The following is a 16,469-nucleotide window of genomic DNA, read 5'->3' as shown; positions in this document are numbered from 1 at the left end:
CACCCCAGGCGGTCGCCGAACCCGCGCCCTTCTGACGCCACCGATCGGAGGCGGCACGCCGAAAGCGGAAGTTCCACTTTCGATACTCCACGCGAGAGTATGCAGAGTGCGGAAGGAGTTCCGGTGGGTACACAGCAGGCGTCGCCGTCCAACGGCAGATGCTTGGTAAGAAGCCGCGCGACCTCAGGGGTGAGGCAGGGTTCAGGGCGTTGGAAGTCGCGGAGCGACTGGAGATTTCGACTGGGCGGCTGAGCCGGATCGAGAACGCCGAGGTTGCCGCGGACATTCCGCTGGCCAAGTATCTGCTCGACCTCTACGGCACCCCGGTGAACGATTGGGAGCCCTGGTTGGAGGAGACCAGGGCCGCTCGCAAGGCGAAGGGATGGTGGCAGGCTTACGGGGTGGCGGCGCGCAGAAGAACGCGGTGCACGTTCGGCTGATCCGACAGCAGCGCCTCCTCGGAGGAGGATCGGTTCGAACTCCGGTGCGTGATCGACGAGGCTGTGCTTCACCGGGAGGTCGGCTCATCACCGATCATGAAACGCCAACTCGGTCATATCGTGGATATCGCCCAGGCGACCAACGTCACCGTGCAGGTGGTTCCTCGCGATTCCCGGCCCTATGGCGGGATCGATGGGGCGTTCCACGGTGCTCGGTTTCCGTGGCGAACGGGACCTCGCATACGTGGAAACGTCGCGGGCTCGTTCCCGCGGCTTCGGCGGCGCTCATCCGAAGCGTGGAATCGCGTCTCTGAGGAGGTCCCCGATGTGGCGCAAGAGCAGCTTCAGCACGAAAACCGCAACGAGGGCAACTGTGCTGAGGTCGCCGCCTGCGTAACTGTGCTGGTGCGGGACGCCAAGTACGCCACCGGGCTCCACCTGCGCATCCCCGCTACCGAGTGGCGTTCGTTCGGTTCGACGATCGGCGGCCGCACAGGTACACCAGGGTGAGCATCGCGGGCACGCTGAGGCCGATCGCCCACTGCGTCGGCACGGTGACGTCGTCGAGCGCCAGGCCGGTCAAGAGCAGCGTCACGGGGTACGGAATCGCCAGCATCATCCGTTGTTCTCGGGAGCGCCAGGCGACCGCCCCGCCCAGCACAGCCGTGATTGCGGCGGCCCCTCCCCACAGCGCGCTGGACAGGGTGACCTGCCAGGACGCGGCGAGCAGGATGCCGCCGATCGCGGTCAGTCCGAGGACCGAGACCGCGAACAGCAACGGTGCCGTCAACCACAGGGAGACGGACAATGGCCTGCCTACCGTGAAGAACACGCAGACAGTCTGCGACGGATTTCCGGGCCTTGGAACTACGTTCGGTGAGTGGGTCGCTACGTGCGTTCGGAGGTCCCTGACGTGCGACGAACGGCGGAATACCGGGGAGTCGGCCCGCGTTGAAAGGACCGTCAGCACATCTGGCACACTGTTAGGTCGAGTCCGGCTCCGGTTCACCCCAGACACGGCGGGGACCCGGCGGCCACCTATGAGAGGCGACGACTGTGAAGAACGGGATCCACCCCGAATACGTGTCCACAAACGTGACCTGCGGTTGCGGCAACACGTTCACCACCCGCAGCACCAAGTCTTCCGGCAACATCCACGTCGAGGTCTGCTCGGCTTGCCACCCGTTCTACACGGGCAAGCAGAAGATCCTCGACACCGGTGGCCGGGTCGCCCGCTTCGAGGCGCGCTACGGCAAGCGCGCTACCAAGACCGAAGCCGCGAAGTAGCTTCGCCGACGGCGCCCTCCCGCTCGCGGGACGGGCGCCGTCGCCATGTTCGGGTTATTTTCGGGTTTGGGAAGGTGCACGGTGGACGCTTCGAACCTCGCTGAACTCCTCGGTGAGCACGCCGAGTTGGAGGCGGTTCTGGCCGACCCCGCCGTGCACTCCGACCAGGACCGGGCCCGCAAGCTGGGCAAGCGCTACGCGGAGCTGACCCCGGCCGTCAAGGTCCTGCGTGAGCTGGAGGGCGCCCGCAGCGACCTCGAAGCCGCCCGCGAGCTGGCCGCCGAGGACTCGACGTTCGCCGAGGAAGCCGACGCCATCGCCGCGCGCATCCCGAAGCTGGAAACCAAGCTGACCGAGCTGCTGCTCCCGCGCGACCCGCACGACGGCTCCGACGTGGTGCTTGAGGTCAAGTCCGGTGAGGGCGGCGAGGAGTCCGCCCTGTTCGCGGGCGACCTGGTGCGCATGTACCTGCGCTACGCCGAGCGGCACGGCTGGAAGGCCGAGGTCCTCGACAGCACCGAGTCCGACCTGGGCGGCGTCAAGGACGCCACGCTCGCGATCAAGAGCAAGGGCAGCGACCCCGAGGGTGTCTGGGCCCGGCTGAAGTTCGAGGGCGGTGTGCACCGCGTGCAGCGCGTGCCCGCGACCGAGTCGCAAGGCCGCATCCACACCTCCGCCGCGGGCGTGCTCGTCTACCCGGACATCGAGGACACCTCCGAGGTCGCGGAGATCCCGGACAAGGACCTCCGCATCGACGTCTACCGCTCCTCGGGCAAGGGCGGCCAGAGCGTCAACACGACCGACTCGGCCGTGCGCATCACGCACCTGCCGACCGGCATCGTGGTGTCCTGCCAGAACGAGCGCTCCCAGTTGCAGAACAAGACCCGCGCCATGCAGGTCCTGCGCGCCCGGCTCGCCGTCGCCGCCGAGGAGGAGGCCGCCAAGGTCGCATCGGACGCGCGCCGCAGCCAGGTCCGCACCGTCGACCGCTCCGAGCGGGTCCGCACGTATAACTTCCCGGAGAACCGCATCTCCGACCACCGGGTGGGCTTCAAGGCCCACAACCTCGACGCCGTCCTCGACGGCGAGCTCGACGCGGTGTTAGACGCACTCTCCGACGCCGACCGCAACGAACGACTCGCCGCCCACTCATCCGGGTGATCCACCGAAAGGCGTGACAGGGTGACCCTTATGAGCAGGCAACCCCTCCGCGTGGCAATCCTGGAAGCCGAGCGCATCCTCGCGGCCGCGGGCGTCGCCTCCCCCCGAAACGACGCAGAGCTGTTGGCCGCCCACGTCCTGGGCGTCGAGCGCGGGAAACTCCCCATGGTCCCCTTGGTGGACCCCCCGGTCGTGGACGCCTTGGGCAAACTCGTCACCCGCCGCGCCCGCCGCGAACCACTGCAACACCTGATTGGCACGGCCTGGATGGGCGCCATCAGCGTCAGCGTCGGGCCCGGGGTGTTCGTCCCGAGGCCCGAGACCGAGCTGATGTTCGCCTGGGGCCTGGCCACCCTGGAGGGCAAGCGCGACCCCATCGTCGTGGACTTGTGCACCGGATCAGGCGTGTTGGCCCTGGCCACCGCCAACGCCCGCCCGGACGCGGTCGTCCACGCCGTCGACGTCGACCACACCGCCCTGGCCTGGGCCCGCCGAAACGCGGACGCAAGGGCAGCGGCGGGCGACACCCCCGTACGCCTGTACTCGGGCGACGTCACCGACCCGACCCTGTTCAGCGAGCTGGACGGTCAGGTCGACTTGGTCCTGTGCAACCCGCCCTACGTCCCCTCAGGCACCCAGGTGCCCCCAGAGGTAGCCGAACACGACCCCGCCCACGCGGTGTTCTCGGGCACGGACGGCCTGGACGTCATCCGCGGCGTGATCACCGCGGCGGCAAGACTCCTACGGATCAACGGCGGCGTGGCGATAGAACACGACGACACCCACGGCGAATCCGTACCGGCGCTACTGAAAGCCCGACGGGTACTCACCGACGTCCAAGACCACCAGGACCTCGCAGGCCGCCCCCGCTTCGCAACTGCCCTACGCGGCTGAGCAGGCCTAGGGCCCAAACACCCCGGTAATCGCCTCATTGATCTCGTTGACGTTGGTCCCCACGGCGGCAAGCGTCCCCGTGGCACCGACAAGCCCAGCCAAAGCGACCCGAATCCGCCCCCAAAGCGACTTCACGAACTCGGGTTTCGCCTCAGGTTTCTCGGTCTGCGCCGCGAGCGCCTCGATGTCGTGGACCACCAACTCGTAGTCAGGCACCTTGGAAGCGTTGGCCGCCAACTGATCCCGCAACCCACGCAGCAGCTCGGGAATCCGCGGATCGGTTACACCATCGCCCACGACGTTCCCGTCACCGGCGACCGCGTGCCCGCCGACATTCCCACCCACACTGATCTTGTTCTCGGAGCTCATGCCTGCTTCCCCGGTGTCGGACCGGGAACGTTCCCGATCAGGTTCCCCATCCCCGCCACGACATGACCGTTGACGGACCCGCCGATGTGCACGTTGTTCTGAATGACCGCCGCCGCCTGCGACTCGAACGACGCGGTGATGTATCCCGCGTCCGCGAGCAGCTTGCTGACCGCCAGGACGAGCCTGCTTTCCAGGATCTTCAGGTACCGGTCCACGTCCGCGAGCTGAAAGTAGTTGTGCACGCCGTCGTCGGCCGCCAGTTCCCGCAGGCTTCGCAGTGACCCGTAGCGGTCCGGGTCGATCACACCGGGTTCGGCGCGCAGCGGTCGCAGGAATGTCAGCGTCGAGACGAGTTTGCCCGGGGCGGCGACCAGCAGGGACAGCACGTCCGCCACGGCCTGGATCACCGGCCGGGTCGGCGAGATCGATTCGCTGTCGATTCGCTGGAAGCGCTCCTTGATCGGCAGCAGCACGCACGGGGTCCACTCGACGTACAGCGTCGAGTCGTCCAGGGCGACGTGCAGGTACACCGACATCACCAGGTCCCGGTCCCAGGTCTCCACCCGGAAGCACCGGTAGTACCGCGCCCACTCGATCGGGTTGTCCCTGATCTCACGCACCCGCCGGGCGCTCAGCTTGGTGTACGGCGGGTACTCGACGCTTTCCAGGAACGGCTTCGTGTGGTCTCCGAGGTGGTCGATCAGCTCCGTGGCCGAGACGACGACCTCCTCGTCGACGGTCAGCCTGCTCAGCCTGCCGCCGGGTGTCATGGCCGTGGCCCGGTGCAGATCACTGATTTCGGCGACCACCGCGTCGTACAGCGTGGCCGTCGACAGCGGGCGGGTCCCGCCGCCGTTGGGGTGCGGCAGCAGCGGGGCGGCCACCGACCAGGGCCGGTGCCGCCTGCCCGCGCCGACGAACGGCTCGTAGCCGCGATGCACGACGATGCCCGCGGGCGGGCCGGGCTCCGGGTGGTCGTCGCGGGCCTCGTAGGCCTGTGGTGCGGCGTAGCGGGTGAGCAGGGTCCGGAACCGCCTGGCGGCGTACTGCAGGATCTGCCGGGGCTCGGTGGTCGTGATCGAGCCCCGGCGGTTGAACCTGGTGGTCACCAGCCGCCAGACCGTGTAGCGGTCGGCGAACGCGATGGCGAGCATCGCGATCGGAAGCAGGATCGTGAACACCAGGCCGACCACGTCGTCGTCGGCCGCCGAGGACGACCCGCGCCGCCCGGGCCGCGAGTCGATCAGGTCCAGCTCGTACAGCAGGCGCTCGAAGTCCGGCGCGAACAGGACGACCGCGAAGATGAGGACCCCGATCCCGACGGCGGCTCCAGGTGAGATCCGCCGCTTCGAGACGCTGTCGTCGCCTCGGGACCAGCGGGGAATCGACACCGAGACGCCCAGGACCAGCCACAACAGGATCACCGGCATGGGCGCGGCGAACAGGAACGCGACCGTCAGCACGAGCAGCGCGAGATCGACCACCTTGCGCCGCGTCCTGGCCGCGACCGCCTCGGTCAGCACCGCCCCCGCGTCGACGCCGGGAGAGGGCGGCACGGCCCGGGTCGGCTCGACCAGGAACTCCTTGATCGCCGCGGTCGCGTACCCGGGATCGAGGTGAGCCGCGGCGCACAGGTAGCGGGTCGTGTCGTCGCGGTCGGGCGGCCCGTGCGGCCCGCGCTGCCGAGGCAGTGGGATCCCGCTCGGCGGCGTGCGGTCATCGGTCGGCTGTTCGGCGGCTGCGCTGTGCTCAGGCATGGCATCCCCGTCGGTCGAGTGTGCCTGGGGCAGCGAAACGTCGCTGCCCGCCAGCGATCACACACTCACCGTAGCGAGATCGTCAACCCTTTTCGATCAAGGAGACGCATTGTCGATCAGCGCGTGGTAGATCGGCACGGTCTCGGCCCAGCGGTCGGCGTTCGCGGCCGCGTAGACGAAGTACTCGATGCCGTCGACCCGCCAGTACATCGAGTGCACGTGCTTGCGCACCCCGGCCGAGTCGTGCTCGAACTCCCAGTCGACGGCGAGAACCCCGTGGTACTGGGTGGTTCCCAGGCTCAGCCGCTTGAAGCCCGGCTTCGACTTGGCGAACACCGCCTCATAGTCCACATGGGACTGGAGCAGGTCGGCGGCGGGCGCGGGGGCGCCGCCGTAGCGCACGTGCCGGGCCGGGTCGGCCGGGTCGGTGGCCTGCACGGAACCCGGACCCGACGACCGGGTGATCGTCCAGCCCTTGGGGACCGTGGTGACCAGCCCGCCGGGACCGGCTACCCGCTGGAAGCCCTCCGGGACCGGCAGCGCGACCTTGGACGGCCGCGGCCGCGAATCGGAGTCCGGGACGCCGATCCTCGGCGCGGGCGTGGCGGAGTCCGCCTGGCCGAACGCGGGCGGCGGGGGCGCGAGGACATAGGTCGTCGACGGAGCCGCGGTGCCCGGACCGGACTGTTTCGGGGCGACCAGCAGGACGACGCCGACCAGCGCGCTCACCATCGTGTAGCCCGCGACAAGCGCCGACGCCAGCCAGCGTGAGCTGAGCTGGTGCCCTCGACGCTGCGGACGGCTGCTCGTGGGAACTCCCCCTGCTGCGACGAACCCGGATCTGCTTCGAGGACAGGGTAAATGGTGCCCGGTATGCCGGTGAATCTCAACTTTCGCGATGATCTCGCAGGCCCGACCGGATCATGGCCGAGCCCCTCGGTCGGCGAGAGCGGTAGCGTTTGGCCTCGGGGTGATCCGGTGCTACGTACATGGCAGGACGTCATCGAGAAGTGGCGGTTGTCGCCACCCGAGGCGCAGGAGGGACCGACAGAGTCCCGGCTGTACTTCGATCGCGCCCTATCGGCGCTGGTCAAGGGCAGGCTCGACGACGCGGCCGTCGACTTCGAACGGGCCGCGGCGACCCGGGAGTGCGCCTACGACGACATCGGGCTCGGCGACGTGTTCCTGGCTCGGGGACGCTGGCGGGCGGCGGCGCTGCACTACCGCCGGGCGGCCGAACGCGACCCGGACAACGTGCTCGCGGTGCTCGGCATGTCGCAGGCCCGCGTCGCGAGCGGCGACGCCCAGGGCGCGGCGGCGGAGCTGGAGGCCCGCTTCGGCGGGTCCACGGACCCGGTGGTGCGGTACTACCTGGCCAGCACCTGGTGCTCGGTGTCCGAGCAGGTGCGCAGCCGCACCGCCGACGATGCCCTGGTCATCACCAGCGAACACCAGTTGGACGTCTGCGAGGCCGCTGCCCGGCGGATCATCGACCTCGACGTGCGGGACGCGGAACTGCGCCGGGGCGCGGAGCTGCTGCTCGACGAGGTCACGGCCGGGCGGCGCTGGCGGTGGCAGCCGGAGGGGATCGCGGTGAGTCTCGCGGTGCTCGCGGTGTCGCTCGGCCTGATCCTGGTGGCGGTCGGCGGGCTCGCGGGCAACGTCTCGCTGGTGATCGCCGGGGTGCTGCTGGGCGGCGGGCTGCTGTATCTGATCGTCGTCCGGTTCCGCAGGCAGACCTGGCGGAGCCGGGCCGACGAACTCGCCGAGTCGATCGCGCGGCGGGGCAAGCAGTAGCGGCGGCCCGGCCGTCGTGCGACGGGTGGTCCCGATAGAGTCGCCGGGTGAGCACGGTCTACGACTGCAGTGTCCGTGAGGACAGAGAAGACGGCCTCGCCGCGGCGGCGGGCGCGGTGCGCGCCGGGCGGGTCGTCGTGATCCCGACCGACACCGTCTACGGCATCGGCTGCGACGCGTTCAACAGCTCCGCCGTCGCGTCGCTGCTCGCGGCCAAGGGCCGCGGGCCGGACATGCCCGTCGGCGTCCTCGTCGGCTCCTGGTCGACGATCGACGGGCTCGTCCTGTCCGTGCCGCAGACCGCGCGGACGCTGATCGAGGCGTTCTGGCCGGGCGACCTGTCCATCGTGCTGCCGCACGCGCCGTCGCTGGCCTGGGACCTCGGCCAGACGCACGGCACGGTCATGCTGCGGATGCCGCTGCACCCGGTGGCCATCGAGCTGCTGCGTGAGGTCGGGCCCATGGCCGTCTCCAGCGCGAACCGGACCGGCCACCCGGCGCCCGCGACCGCGCAGGGCGCCCGTGACCAGCTGGGCGAGTCGGTCGCGGTCTACCTCGACGGCGGTACGTGCGGCGAGCCGATCCCCTCGACCATCGTTGACCTGACCGGCGACGAGCCCGTGGTGCTGCGCGAAGGCGCCGTCAGCCTCGCCGCGGTGTCGGAGGCTTTGGGCGCCGAGGTGCGCGCGGCGCGGTAGCGTTGCGGCATCCCGGATGCTGAACCTGACTAGGAGATGCGACTCCACGTGCCCACTCCGTTCTGGGGCCCGGCCCCGCGCAGCGCGGACCCGGAGATCGCCGGTGTCCTGCCCGGCGACCCGGACGCGAGGGGCTAGCGGGTGATACCTCCGGACGGATACGCCGTCGCCGGTCTCCCGGTGCGCGAGTTCGCGCTGGTCGCCCTGGTCACCGCGGCTCTGACCTTCCTGCTCACCGGCCTGGTCCGGCTCTTCGCCATCCGCATCGGCGCGGTCGCCTACCCGCGCACCCGGGACGTGCACGTCGTCCCGATGCCGCGCCTGGGCGGGCTGGCCATGTACCTGGGCATCTGCGGCGGCATGTTGGTCGCCCACCAGCTCCCGGTCCTGCGCCGCGCGTTCGACTTCGCGCTGGACCCGGTCGCCGTGCTCATCGGCGGCGGCCTCATCGTCGCGATCGGCGTCCTCGACGACCGGTTCGAACTCGACTCGCTGACCAAGCTGGCGGGCCAGACGACCAGCGCGGGCATCCTGGTTCTCTTCGGCATCCAGTGGATGGTGCTGTGGGTGCCCTGGGGCGGCGACGAGGGCTACTTCGGCACGGTGCTGATCCTCGACCAGAACCAGGGCGGCCTGCTGGCGATCCTGCTCGTGGTCACCATGGTCAACGCGATGAACTTCGTCGACGGCCTCGACGGGCTGGCCTCCGGCATCGGCTTCATCGCCGCGGTGGCCACCTGCGCGTTCTCGCTGCACCTGCTCGACCAGTCCGGCGGCTCGGTGAACAACTACCCGCCGATCCTGATCTCGGCCACCCTCGCGGGGGCGTGCCTGGGCTTTCTGCCGCACAACTTCCAGCCCGCCCGCATCTTCATGGGCGACTCCGGCTCGATGCTCATCGGCCTGATGCTGGCCACGGCCAGCACCACGATGTCCGGCAAGACCACGCCCACCGAGGGCGCCACCAACTCCATTGCCCTGTTCTCGCCGCTGCTGGTCGTCGCCGCGGTGCTGTTCATCCCGCTGCTTGACCTGCTCATGGCGGTCATCCGGCGTACCCGCCGGGGCGAGAGCCCGTTCAGCGCGGACAAGATGCACCTGCACCACCGCCTGCTCGAAATCGGCCACTCCCAGCGTCGGGCGGTGCTGCTCATCTATTTGTGGGCCGCGGTGATCGCTTTCGGCGCGGTGTCGGTGTCCCTATTCGACGCATTCATCGTCGCCTGGGGAATGGGCATCGGCGTGTTGGTCGCGGTGATCGTGTCCGCCATCCCGAGACTCCGGTCTCGCTGATGCCCGTTCGCCTGTGCGGCCCGTGTTCGTGTGCTGACACCATGCAGGCATTGACTCCGGGTAACACGTGGTGAACATCTCTTCGACGTCGGATTCGGTCTCCGTGCGACTCCCAGGTGGATGCCCTTTTATGTGTTGATTCAACGAATCGCGCGCGAATGTCGGACACCGCTGCTAACCTCGGTCTTGGTCGTCACGGGCGCTCTGCCTCGTGGCGGCAGCGTGTGCAGGGCACCCCTGGGGGGGTGAGTGCGCCACTGGGGGTGCGGAATAAAACCCTTGGTTGCGCATGTCGAAAATGTCGACTTCGGCTGGTGGGTCCGGCCGTCGTCGACGGTGCCGGCTATGGGGGAGAACGTCAGATGAGATCGCTGGACTACTTAAGCGCGCCTTCGTTCGGAGAGTTCGCGCAATTGCTGAGAACTCTTCGGGAAAAGGCCTGCCTCACCCAGGAGGAATTGGCGGAGCGTTCGGGGCTGAGCATCCGGGCGATTTCGGACCTGGAGCGCGGCCGAACGAGCAAGCCGCAGCGCAAGTCGGTGGTCCTGTTGGCGGAGGCGCTGCGGATCGAGGGCGATTCGCTGGAGAAGTTCCGCCGGATAGCTCGCCGAAAGGTCGATTCGGGCTCGTCGGCGTCGGTGCGCCCGCTCGCCCTGTCCACCGCCTGTCCGATGGGTCCGGCCGCCGGGGACGACCTGCCCGCGGGACTGTCCAGCCTGATCGAGTGGATGCGTCACGTCCTCGTCGAGCAGCCGGTCTGGCTGCGCGAGCCAGGTGGGGTCGACGTGCCCGGCCAGCGGATGGTCGAACTCGTCGGCGGCCCGGGAACGGAGAAGACCCTGGTGGCGATCCAGGCCGCCGCGCGCTTCCCGCGGCACTTCCCGGACGGTCAGTTCTACGTGAGCGCCGAGGGACATGATCGGCGGCCGGTGGGGCTGGTCGACCGGCTGCTGCGGGTGTTCGGGGCGGAGTCCGCCGGTTGCGAGACGCTGGAGGAACGGGCCGAACGGCTGCGTTCCACGCTGCGGTCGCGCCGGGCGCTGCTGGTGCTCGACAACGTGGTGGACGCGGCGCAGGTGCGTCCGCTGCTCACAGCGGGCAGCGTGTGCGCGGTCATCGTGATCGCACAGCGCAGGCTGGCCGTGTCGGAGGGCGTGTGGACGATCGACGTGTCCACTGTCGAGCGTGAGTGCCCGGTTCCCTATGCCGTCCCGCCCGCGCTGCTGACCGGCTGAGGCGGACCGGCAGAGCCGACTCTGCCGGTGATTCCGCCGTCGAAACCGCCTGGTTCAACCCCGGCGCCCTGTCGATCATTCGAAGTGGATCGGACGAATCCGCCTGCGTGCCGATCTTGGGGGACAAGACGATGACTGACGAGCAGAAGTATCTCGACTATCTTCGGCGCGCTTCGGCCGAGTTGCGGGATCTCCGCGCGCGGCTGCGGGAGACCGAGGAGCGCGCGCACGAGCCGATCGCCATCGTCGGCATGGGCTGCCGATACCCCGGCGGGGTGGGTTCGCCCGACGACCTGTGGACGCTGGTGTCGACGGGTCGCGACGCGGTGTCGGAGTTCCCCCGCGACCGCGGCTGGGATGTGGCGGGTCTCTACGACCCGAACCCCGATGCCCCGGGGAAGACCTACACCCGACATGGCGGGTTTCTGTCCGACGCCGCGATGTTCGACGCGGACTACTTCGGGATCAGCCCGCGCGAGGCCCTGTCGATGGATCCGCAGCACCGGTTGCTGCTGGAGTGCTGCGCGGAGGCGCTGGAGCGGGCCGGGCTCGACGCGGAGTCGTTGCGCGGCAGCAAGACCGGCGTCTTCGCCGGGATCATGTCCGACTACTCCATCGGGCACCCGGGCAGCCTTGCCTCCGGTCGGGTCGCTTACACCTTCGGTCTGGAAGGCCCGGCGGTCACGCTCGACACGGCGTGCTCGTCGTCGTTGGTGGCGCTGCACCTGGCTTGCCGGGCGCTCGTCGACGAGGAGTGTTCGCTGGCCATCGCGGGCGGCGTCACGGTGATGTCCACACCGGACATGTTCGTGCACTTCAGCAGGCAGCGCGGGCTGTCCCCGGACGGACGGTGCAAGTCGTTCGCCGGGGCGGCGGACGGCACCGGTTTCGCCGAGGGCGTCGGTGTGCTCGTGGTGGAGCGCCTGTCGGACGCGCGCAGGCTCGGTCATCCGGTACTGGGCGTGATCCGGGGTTCCGCGGTCAACCAGGACGGCCGGTCGAACGGGCTGACCGCGCCCAACGGCCCGTCGCAGGTGCGCGTCATCCGCGAGGCGATGGCCAAGGCCCAGCTCTCCGCGTCCGAGGTGGACGTCGTGGAGGCGCACGGCACGGGCACGACGCTGGGCGATCCGATCGAGGCGCAGGCACTGCTGGCCACCTATGGCCGCGACCGGCCCGCGGGATCGCCGGTCCTGGTCGGGTCGGTCAAGTCCAACATCAGCCACACCCAGGCGGCCGCCGGCGTGGCCGGTGTGATCAAGATGGTGCAGGCGATGCGGCACGGGGTGGTCCCGCCGACGCTGCACGTCGACTCGCCGTCGCCCCGGGTGGACTGGGCGGACGGCGCGGTCGAGTTGGTGACCGAGCCGGTGCCGTGGCCGGAGACCGGCCGTCCGCGCCGGTCGGCGGTGTCGTCGTTCGGGCTCAGCGGGACCAACGCCCACGTCATCCTCGAGCAGGCGCCCCCACCCGAGGAGATCGCCCCGGCCCGCGACGGGCTGCCCTGGCTGATCTCGGCTCGCGGCGAAGACGCGCTGCGCGACCAGGCGACCCGCCTTCGATCCTATGTGGACGCCCATCCCGAACTTGAGCCCGGCGACGTCGCCGTGGCGCTGGCGAAGCGTCCGGCGATGGCGCACCGGGCCGCGGTGCTCGCCGCCGACCGGGCCGACCTCCTTCGCGGTCTGGACGCGCTGGCGGCGGGCGAGCAGGCGACGGACCTCGTCGAGGCCCGGGCCCAGGCGGGCGGGCTCGCGGTGATGTTCTCCGGGCAGGGTGCGCAGCGCGCCCGGATGGGCAAGGACCTCTACGAGAGATTTCCCGTGTTCGCCGAGGCCTTCGACGACGTGTGCGCCGCGATGGACGAACACCTGGACCGCCCGCTGAAGTCGGTTGTCTTCGCGCGGCCGGACACCGCGGAGGCGCGGCTGCTCGACCGCACCGACTACACGCAGGTGGCGACGTTCGCGCTGCAGGTCGCCCTGTACCGGCTGGTCACCCACTGGGGCGTGCGACCGGACTTCCTGGTCGGGCACTCGGTGGGCGAGTTGGCCGCCGCGCACGTGGCGGGCGTGTGGTCGCTGGCCGACGCCGCCCGGGTGGTGGCCTGCCGCGGCAGGCTGATGCGTGAGCTGCCCGACGGCGGCGCGATGGTCGCGGTCGCCGCGAGCGAGGCATGGATCCGCGACCGCCTCACGGAACTCGGCGTCGATGTCGAGGTCAGCGTGGCGGCGGTGAACGGGCCGATGGCCGTGGTGATCTCCGGCGACGAGGCGATGGTCACCAAGGTCGCCGCCGAGTGCCGGGCCGAGGGGATCCGGACGAAGCCGCTGCGCGTGTCGCACGCGTTTCACTCCTCGAGGATGGAGCCGATGCTGGCCGCGTTCGCCGAGGTCTTGGCGTCGGCGAGCTTCGCGCCGCCCGCCATCGCCGTGGCGTCGAACGTGACCGGGACCGCGCTCACCGACGAGCAGGCATGCTCGCCCGAATACTGGCTGTCGCACGTGCGCGCCACGGTCCGGTTCGCCGACGGTGTGCGGTGGCTGTGCTCCCGTGGTGTCACGCGGTTCCTCGAACTCGGCCCGGACGCGGGTCTGACCGTGGCCGCGCACGACTCGGCCGCCGAACTGTCCGATTCGGACGGTTCGGACGGTGTGGTGGTCGCCTCCGCGCTGCGGCGGGGGCGGCCGGACCTCGAGTCGATCACGACGGCGCTGGCCCGGCTGCACACCCACGGTGTGCCGGTCGACTGGTCCGCCGTGTACGCCGATCACCCGACGCGCTGGGTCGATCTGCCGACCTACGCCTTCCAGCGGCAGCGGTACTGGGTCGACGCGACCACCGCGGTCAGCGACCCCAGCACGTTCGGGCTCACGCCGGTGAACCATCCGCTCCTCGGCGCGGCGACCGACATCCCAGGCTCCGGTGGGCTGGTGCTGACCGGCCGGTTCTCCCTGGACACCCACCCGTGGCTCGCGGAGCACGGCGTGTGGGACGTTCCGCTGCTGCCCGGCACCGCGATCCTCGAACTCGCCGCCTGGGCCGGAGACCTCGCGGGCTTCCCAAGGGTTCAGGACCTGGTGCAGCACGCACCCTTGGTGGTCCCGGACCGCGCGGCGGTGACACTGCGGATCGTCGTGCGGCCGCGCGACGACGAGGCTGACCGCTCGGTCGAGGTGTACTCGCGCGCCGCCCACGGTGAGGTGGACGAGCCATGGGTGTGTCACGGCTCGGGCGTTCTCACCGCGGACACCGGCGTTGCCGCGAGCCCGGTCGGTGAGTGGCCGCCCGCCGGCGCGGTGGCGGTCGAGCCGACCGACGTGGACGAACGCCTGGCCATGGCCGGATTCGACCACGGACACCACGGTCTGCGCGGTGTGTGGCTGCGCGGTGGCGAGGTCTTCGCCGAGGTCGCGCTCGCCGACGCCCAGCACGCCGATGCCGAGTCGTTCCTGCTGCATCCGGCCCTGGTGGACGGGGCGGTGCGAGCGCTGGCGGTGGCCGGTTTCGCTGACGGCACAACGGCTTCCCCCGCCCGGCTGCCGCATTCGTGGCGCGGTGTGTCCGTCCACGGGACCGGCGCCCGAGCACTGCGCGTGCGGCTGGTTCCGGTGGGTGCGGACGAGGTCGCGCTGACCGCGGCCGACCTGTCGGGTGATCCGGTGCTCACGGTCGACGCGCTGGGCCTGCGGGAGGTCTCGCCCGAGCAGCTCGCCGTCGGCGGCGCGGCCGACGCCCTGTTCGCCGTGGACTGGCTGCCCGCCGAACTGTCGGTGCGCGACATCTCCGACGCGCTGCGCAGCGGCTGGGCGGTCATCGGCCACGACGACGTGCGGGTGACCGCCGCCCTGCGGCCCGCGTGGGGTGACGGCCACTGGCACGCTGACCTGGATTCCTTGTTCGAAGCCGTTTCGGCGGGCGCCCCGGCACCCGCGCTGGGCTTGGTGCTGTGTCCGCCGATGACCGGGGATGTCCCCTCGGCGGTGGCCGAGGCGACTGCCCGGATGTCGTCGCTGGTTCGCTCGTGGGTGGCCGACGAGCGGCTCGCCGCATCCCGGCTGGTCGTCATCACCCGGGGCGCGGTGGCCGCGGGCGGGGCACCCGAGGACCTCGCCGGAGCGGCGGTCTGGGGCCTGCTGCGGGAGGCGCAGGCCGCGCATCCCGGCCGGGTCGTGCTGGTCGACGTGGACGACGCCGAGGCGTCCGCCCGCGTGCTGCCCGCGGTCGCGGGCATGGCCGAGCCGCAGATCGCGATTCGCGGCGGAGCGCCGATGGTGCCGCGGCTGACCCGTCGATCCGTTTCCCCGCAAGCCGTCTCGCTGTTCGGCTCGGCGGGCACCGTCCTGGTCACGGGTGGCGCCCCCGCCGAGATGGTCGCCGAACACCTGGTGACCCGCCACGGTGTCCGGCGGCTGCTGTTGATCGGCGGTCACGGTGGCGAAGCGGAGTTGGCCGCGCTCGGAGCGGAGGTCTCCACCGTCGCGTGTGATCTGTCCGATCGCGACGATCTGGCGCGGGTACTGGCCGGGATTCCCGCGGAACACCCGTTGACGGCGGTCGTGCACGCGGCCGGTTCGGTCGCGGGCGCCTGGCACCTGCACGAGCTGACTCAGGGGATGGACCTCACGGCGTTCGTGCTGTTCTCCTCGCTCGCCGCAATCCTGGGCGAGGCCGGTGTTCCCGACCGCGCGGCGGCCGACGGGTTCGTCGAAGCCCTCGCCGCGCACCGTCGGGCGGCGGGGTCACCCGCGCTGGCGGTGGCTTGGGGCGCGGCGCGAGCAGAAGGTCCCGCGCTGTTCGACCTCGCCGTGGCCGACTCGGATTCGCCCGCGGTCGTGGCGACCCGGCTCGACCTCAAGGCGATGCGCCGGGAGTTCACCGAGTTCGACCAGGTTCCCCCGCTGCTGCGTGGGCTGGTGCGGCTGCCGAGGCCGCGGGCGAGCGCGTCGAACGGCCGGATCGAAGCCCTGCGGGCGCGGCTGGTCGAATTGGCCGAGAAGGAGCAGGTGCGTGAGGTCCTCGCCATCGTGTGCGAGCACGTCGCCGCGGTGCTGGAACTCGGCGCGCCCTCCGCTGTGGTGATCGACCGCGGGTTCCTCGACATGGGACTCGATTCGGTGATGGCCATGGAACTGCGGAACCGGCTCGACGCGGTCACCGGGCTGCGGCTGTCGGCCACGGTGGTGTTCGACTACCCCAATCCGAAGGCGCTGGCCGACCACGTGCTGGCGTTGCTGCTGCCCGAGGACGACGCGGACGGCGGGAACGCGGTGGGCGACGCCGAGATCAGGCGGACGCTGGCCACGATCCCGGTGGACCGGCTGCGGGAGTCCGGCCTGCTCGACGCGCTGCTGGGGCTCGCCGACGGCGGGGCCGCCCAAGAGCGGGCCGTCGGCGCGGCCGCGATCCAGGACATGGCCGTCGAGGACCTCATGCGCTTGGCGCTCGGCGCGAACGCCTGAGCCGCGCACCAGAACTGCTTTACCCGACCGGCCTTCCGTGCCGTTCGGCGCGACTAAGGAGCTATGAGACACCGTG

Annotated in this window: 14 protein-coding genes and 2 pseudogenes; 12 read left to right on the top strand and 4 right to left on the bottom strand. The window is 70.5% G+C overall.

Annotated elements, in window-relative coordinates:
• The first annotated feature begins 158 nt into the window (after positions 1 to 158).
• The 3 genes and pseudogenes from GPZ80_RS30545 to GPZ80_RS34155 all read left to right on the top strand — a co-directional run bounded on the left by GPZ80_RS30545 (position 159) and on the right by GPZ80_RS34155 (position 950).
• On the top strand, positions 159 to 440 hold the full coding sequence (locus GPZ80_RS30545; protein ID WP_187224573.1) for a helix-turn-helix transcriptional regulator: 282 nt from the start codon (positions 159 to 161) through the stop codon (positions 438 to 440).
• 33 nt (positions 441 to 473) lie between these two features.
• Positions 474 to 662, top strand: a pseudogene (locus tag GPZ80_RS34160) (Scr1 family TA system antitoxin-like transcriptional regulator); the annotation flags it as partial.
• Positions 663 to 767: 105 nt separating this feature from the next.
• Entirely contained in the window at positions 768 to 950 is a 183-nt protein-coding gene (locus GPZ80_RS34155) for a DUF397 domain-containing protein (protein ID WP_376771795.1), read from the top strand.
• On the opposite strand, the gene GPZ80_RS30535 is transcribed toward GPZ80_RS34155, so the two are convergent.
• Positions 892 to 1,272: a hypothetical protein gene (locus GPZ80_RS30535; protein WP_187224571.1), complete on the bottom strand. Its 381-nt coding sequence runs from the start codon at positions 1,270 to 1,272 to the stop codon at positions 892 to 894. The two genes, GPZ80_RS34155 and GPZ80_RS30535, sit on opposite strands and share 59 nt — an antisense overlap.
• A gap of 224 nt (positions 1,273 to 1,496) precedes the next feature.
• Here GPZ80_RS30535 and rpmE point away from each other — a divergent pair, with 224 nt between their 5' ends.
• The 3 genes from rpmE to prmC all read left to right on the top strand — a co-directional run bounded on the left by rpmE (position 1,497) and on the right by prmC (position 3,782).
• Positions 1,497 to 1,727 carry a 50S ribosomal protein L31 gene (gene rpmE / locus GPZ80_RS30530; RefSeq protein ID WP_187224570.1) on the top strand — a complete coding sequence of 77 codons (231 nt, stop codon included), beginning with the start codon at positions 1,497 to 1,499 and terminating at the stop codon, positions 1,725 to 1,727.
• Positions 1,728 to 1,808: 81 nt separating this feature from the next.
• Positions 1,809 to 2,888 (top strand): peptide chain release factor 1, encoded by a 1,080-nt coding sequence (gene prfA, locus GPZ80_RS30525; RefSeq protein ID WP_187224569.1) that lies wholly within the window; start codon positions 1,809 to 1,811, stop codon positions 2,886 to 2,888.
• A gap of 30 nt (positions 2,889 to 2,918) precedes the next feature.
• Entirely contained in the window at positions 2,919 to 3,782 is an 864-nt protein-coding gene (gene prmC, locus GPZ80_RS30520; RefSeq protein ID WP_187224568.1) for a peptide chain release factor N(5)-glutamine methyltransferase, read from the top strand.
• A 6-nt stretch (positions 3,783 to 3,788) separates the two neighbouring features.
• On the opposite strand, the gene GPZ80_RS30515 is transcribed toward prmC, so the two are convergent.
• The 3 genes from GPZ80_RS30515 to GPZ80_RS30505 form a co-directional block, all read right to left on the bottom strand.
• The gene (locus GPZ80_RS30515) at positions 3,789 to 4,151 is read right to left on the bottom strand and encodes a hypothetical protein (RefSeq protein WP_187224567.1); all 363 of its coding nucleotides are present in this window, start codon (positions 4,149 to 4,151) and stop codon (positions 3,789 to 3,791) included.
• The gene (locus GPZ80_RS30510; RefSeq protein ID WP_187224566.1) at positions 4,148 to 5,908 is read right to left on the bottom strand and encodes an AbeC-like domain-containing protein; all 1,761 of its coding nucleotides are present in this window, start codon (positions 5,906 to 5,908) and stop codon (positions 4,148 to 4,150) included. Before GPZ80_RS30510 ends, GPZ80_RS30515 begins: the two co-directional genes overlap by 4 nt.
• Positions 5,909 to 6,004: 96 nt before the next feature.
• Positions 6,005 to 6,640 (bottom strand): serine/threonine kinase C-terminal domain-containing protein, encoded by a 636-nt coding sequence (locus GPZ80_RS30505; protein WP_187224565.1) that lies wholly within the window; start codon positions 6,638 to 6,640, stop codon positions 6,005 to 6,007.
• Positions 6,641 to 6,886: 246 nt separating this feature from the next.
• Here GPZ80_RS30505 and GPZ80_RS30500 point away from each other — a divergent pair, with 246 nt between their 5' ends.
• The 6 genes and pseudogenes from GPZ80_RS30500 to GPZ80_RS34245 all read left to right on the top strand — a co-directional run bounded on the left by GPZ80_RS30500 (position 6,887) and on the right by GPZ80_RS34245 (position 16,393).
• On the top strand, positions 6,887 to 7,705 hold the full coding sequence (locus GPZ80_RS30500; RefSeq protein WP_187224564.1) for a tetratricopeptide repeat protein: 819 nt from the start codon (positions 6,887 to 6,889) through the stop codon (positions 7,703 to 7,705).
• A gap of 47 nt (positions 7,706 to 7,752) precedes the next feature.
• Positions 7,753 to 8,403 carry an L-threonylcarbamoyladenylate synthase gene (locus tag GPZ80_RS30495; protein WP_187224563.1) on the top strand — a complete coding sequence of 217 codons (651 nt, stop codon included), beginning with the start codon at positions 7,753 to 7,755 and terminating at the stop codon, positions 8,401 to 8,403.
• A gap of 144 nt (positions 8,404 to 8,547) precedes the next feature.
• On the top strand, positions 8,548 to 9,696 hold the full coding sequence (locus tag GPZ80_RS30490) for a glycosyltransferase family 4 protein (RefSeq protein WP_376771794.1): 1,149 nt from the start codon (positions 8,548 to 8,550) through the stop codon (positions 9,694 to 9,696).
• A 362-nt stretch (positions 9,697 to 10,058) separates the two neighbouring features.
• Positions 10,059 to 10,931 (top strand): helix-turn-helix domain-containing protein, encoded by an 873-nt coding sequence (locus GPZ80_RS30485; protein ID WP_187224561.1) that lies wholly within the window; start codon positions 10,059 to 10,061, stop codon positions 10,929 to 10,931.
• A 107-nt stretch (positions 10,932 to 11,038) separates the two neighbouring features.
• Positions 11,039 to 15,799 (top strand): annotated as a pseudogene (locus GPZ80_RS30480) (beta-ketoacyl synthase N-terminal-like domain-containing protein); the annotation flags it as partial.
• Entirely contained in the window at positions 15,794 to 16,393 is a 600-nt protein-coding gene (locus GPZ80_RS34245; protein WP_446678434.1) for an acyl carrier protein, read from the top strand. The pseudogene GPZ80_RS30480 and the gene GPZ80_RS34245, both read left to right, overlap by 6 nt.
• Positions 16,394 to 16,469: the final 76 nt, after the last annotated feature.

This window comes from Actinokineospora xionganensis (assembly GCF_014323725.1).
GTDB classification, from domain to species: Bacteria; Actinomycetota; Actinomycetes; order Mycobacteriales; family Pseudonocardiaceae; genus Actinokineospora; species Actinokineospora xionganensis.
This window is presented reverse-complemented; position numbering and strand designations above follow the sequence as displayed.